Source organism: Paracoccus albicereus (assembly GCF_024359525.1).
Classification (GTDB): domain Bacteria; phylum Pseudomonadota; class Alphaproteobacteria; order Rhodobacterales; family Rhodobacteraceae; genus Paracoccus; species Paracoccus albicereus.
The window spans coordinates 1-3,459 of sequence record NZ_JAKZEU010000016.1 but is presented as its reverse complement, the minus strand read 5'-3'; the positions used below and the strand labels follow the sequence as shown (position 1 = coordinate 3,459).

Annotated in this window: 2 protein-coding genes and 1 pseudogene; all 3 read right to left on the bottom strand. The window is 63.7% G+C overall.

From position 1 onward, the window contains the following. A pseudogene (locus MLD63_RS17890) lies at window positions 1-1,591 on the bottom strand (hypothetical protein); the annotation flags it as partial. Further along, window positions 1,588-1,806 carry a helix-turn-helix transcriptional regulator gene (locus tag MLD63_RS17885; RefSeq protein WP_255331248.1) on the bottom strand — a complete coding sequence of 73 codons (219 nt, stop codon included), beginning with the start codon at window positions 1,804-1,806 and terminating at the stop codon, window positions 1,588-1,590. The gene MLD63_RS17885 and the pseudogene MLD63_RS17890, both read right to left, overlap by 4 nt. A 202-nt stretch (window positions 1,807-2,008) precedes the next feature. Continuing rightward, on the bottom strand, window positions 2,009-3,459 hold a 1,451-nt coding region (locus MLD63_RS17880), incomplete at its 5' end, for an adenine nucleotide alpha hydrolase family protein (RefSeq protein ID WP_255331247.1).

Below are 3,459 nucleotides of genomic sequence, written 5' to 3'. Positions count from 1 at the left end.
CGGCATAGGTGCCGAGGACCGCCGAGAGCGTCTGCAGAAAGACCGTCTTCCCGTTTGCGCCGGTTCCGTGGAAGAAAAAGAACACCTGCTCGCGTGTCGATCCGGTCAGGCAGTAGCCTGCCATGCGCTGCAGATAGGCTTGGAGGTCCCGATCACCGTCGGTGATCTGATCGAGAAAGCTCATCCAGAGCGGACAGTCGGCGCGAGGGGCTGCGCCGGCGATCTGTGTCACCAACCGGGCCGGATCATGGGCCTCCAGTTCGCCGGTTTCGAGATCGACGAGGCCGGCGGTGGTGTTTAGAGCCATCGGAATGGCGTCCCAAGCATCGACCGATGAGGAAATCGCGGGATCGGCTGCGGCGAGCCGCAGGGTTGCCGAGACGGTCCTGTCGCTGGCGATGCGTCGGGCCATGGCAGTGGAGTCTGTGTTGTGGGCGACCGACCGGCAGACCTGGCGCATGCGCTCGCGGGTGGTGTCGCGTTCGTCGCGGTGCCAGTGGCTTCCGGTCCAGCACATCCATCCGCCCAGAGCGCTGCAATGACGCGCTTCCCCTTCATGCCGCTCGACGAAATTGGCGGCGATCGCATCCTCGCTGAATGACGGCGCGCTTGTTGCGGCATCGTTCGGCTTTCGCGTGGGCATCGGCCCACGCTCGCGAATGTCCTTCTGCAGAAGCGCCGTGAACTCGCGCTCCAGACCGGTATCGTCCCACGGTGGCATGATCAGCGCCGCGTTGTGCTCGATCACGGCCCTCCGGGCATCATCGAGGCCGACGTTGCCAATGCGCGCCTGGCGGATCCAGTGACCGATTACGCGCGACAGCGCTTCAAAGCGGGTCACGTCGTCGAGCGCTCCGGCCCTGACCTTGCGGCTCATAAGTTCCGAGAAGGCGGGCTTACGCTGTCGCTGCTTCGCCTCTGGCACGCTGGGCAGCTGCGGCATCGCCGCAGCGCGCGCGAGGAGATCATCGAGTGCGTAGCTCCCTTGGCCGCGTGCGAGCAGGCGGACCCCCGTGAGTTTTGAGTTCTTGCCGTGGATGCTGCCGGGGACGCGGATCGGCTGATGCAGGCTACCGAAGGAACCGTCACCGCCCACCTTTAGGGCCACGATCTCGCGCAGCGCCCGGATGCGCTCGAGATCATCGCCGGTCGCCGGCTCGAGCAACCGCCAGTACAGGTGCAGCTTCGCTTCACCGCCGACGGTGCGACCGCCGGAAGCAACCTCGAGGCTGGGCTCTCCCAAGTGGCGCAGCAGATGCTTGCGGGCGAGCACAATGTCGCCCTTGTCGAGATCAACGAGCAGAACCTGCGTCGCGATGATGTCCCTGGCGCGCGCCGAGCCGGGCTTGCTGACGATACCAGGAACGACGTAGAGGCCGCGGGCCGCTCCAGCCGCATGCTTGGCAAGATCCGGCAGTGCAGGCATCAGCTGCGTCGCTTCGACGTATCTCGACTGTGGTTTCTGATCCGGGGTTCCGGTCTCCGCCAGCATGCGGATCGGCACGATTCCCGTCAGACCGCCGAATACCACCTCCGTGAAGGCGGTCATCGCGCCGTGATCGATCTCGGATCGGAGGGCTTCCAGGGTCATGCCGTCGCCTCGGTCACGCGACAGTCTTCCTCGAAGGCGAGAATATCCTCGAGGCGGTAACGCACACGGTCGCCGATGCGCAGCCAGGCAGGGCCGGACCCCGACGCGCGCCGTCGCTGAAGGTTGCGCACGGATACGTGCCAGCGGGCCGCGAGGGCGCGTTCGGTCAGAATGGGCTCGGGTTTATCGTTTGGCTTGGCGGCAGAGATCGCCATTGCGGGCCTCCTTGGTGATGCCCAAGAATGACCCGGAAACGGCTTGTTTTCACGCCCGGGAGGCTGACACAGAGCCACCGACTCATGACATGCGGTCGGCTTATTTTGTAGTAATAACAAGGCGTCAAGGCCGCGTAGATGACAGAAGACGGCTATTTCCTGACAGCGTCAGGCCAATGACGATTGGCCTAGGGTAAAGAGGTCAGTTCGCGTCCCGTTTGAGAACCCGGATATCCGGATCGATGCGATAGCCACGTCGCCCCTCGCTCTCGATCAAGAGCGGCCGAGCCGGCGGCCTGTCGAACAGCTGATGATGGAACTGCGCAAGTTCCTTTCGACACCGGCGGACATGCTGAGCGACGACCTCTTTGCTGACACTCGCTCGCGTTGCAAGTGTGCCGGTCGGCACGTAGCGGTGCTCCTCGCGGGAAAGCCCGCGATGGCGATCTTCGTCGAATTCCGGCTTCATCATACAGGCAGTACGGGCCGCCGCACCTTCAATACGGCCGAGGCCACGGACACTAATCAGAAAGCGATCGTCTTCCTCCGAGAAGAAGACCTCAAGCGGGCGGTCCTCGTGAAGAATTAGATCCGGCGCATCGGACGAATTCTCCATAGGCTGCTGAGGAGCAGGCGCGGTCGCGCGCGGATCGGGAGCTATCGCCGGCTCCACTGGGTCGTCTCCCGCAACCATGAGCCGGATCAGCGCCCCGTCTGGCAGTTCCTGACGGACAAGGTGTTCGGCATTGTCGCGGATGGCTTGCGCCAGCGCATCCCTGACTAGCCTGCCGTGACGGCGCTGCAGGTCTAGGATCCGGCGCAAGACCTGCGTCCGACCCTGATCGGGATATCCGCTCGCGATCCGCGTCAGTTCCTGACCGAACGTGCTGAGGAACATGCGATCGTCGATCGCGGCCAGTCGAACGGCATGGCGGGTCCAGTCGAGCGCCAGGGTCCGCGACCGATCCTTTTCGCGCGACCCGGTCAGTACATCGGTGCCATACATGTCGGCGGGATCCTCGTTCGCAAGGCCTGCGGCGAGCATCGCGAAGCGGCGATCGAGGCACTGCGAACAGGCGCCGCAATGCGTGTGCAAGGTGTTCTGCTCGCGGATACTGGTGCAACTCACCGCTTCCCTAATCTGGCCGGCAGCGCCGTGATCGGCGATCCGACGTACTACATCGGTCTTGGTCATCCATTCATATGGGTTCCGGATGGTCGCACCGGCCCCGTCACCGACCATCATCATGAGATGTTCGAGCTTTCTCAGGGCTAGGGGATGCGTCGTTCGTGTCGCCATGGTCCCCACTACTTGGGACGAAATCGGCAGGTTATGGCCGATGATCCCGTTCTCGAAGAAACTCTGCCGATTGGCTCCGAACATGCGTGCCACGACCTGACCCAACGCCGCGAAGAGAAAGGAGCGTGATCTCTGTGTTGCGTCCCGCGCCGCCGTTCCAACCCGCTGCGCCATCACGTGGATCTGCAGCACGCGTCCGGGAAAGCGATGTTTGAGATACCGCCCGAGGTGTCCCTGACGTGTCGCAGCCTTTTGCGACGAGCGATGTGTGACCAGGACAATGCGGGCGTTCGACGTCGAGAGCGTCTCAAGCGCGCCGGCGAAGGAGTCGAGCCCGCCCGAGAACAGGATGA

Bases quoted from the DNA above. Each gene is read 5' to 3' on its own strand.
- MLD63_RS17885 (WP_255331248.1), bottom strand. From the start codon at position 1,806: ATGGCGATCTCTGCCGCCAAGCCAAACGATAAACCCGAGCCCATTCTG.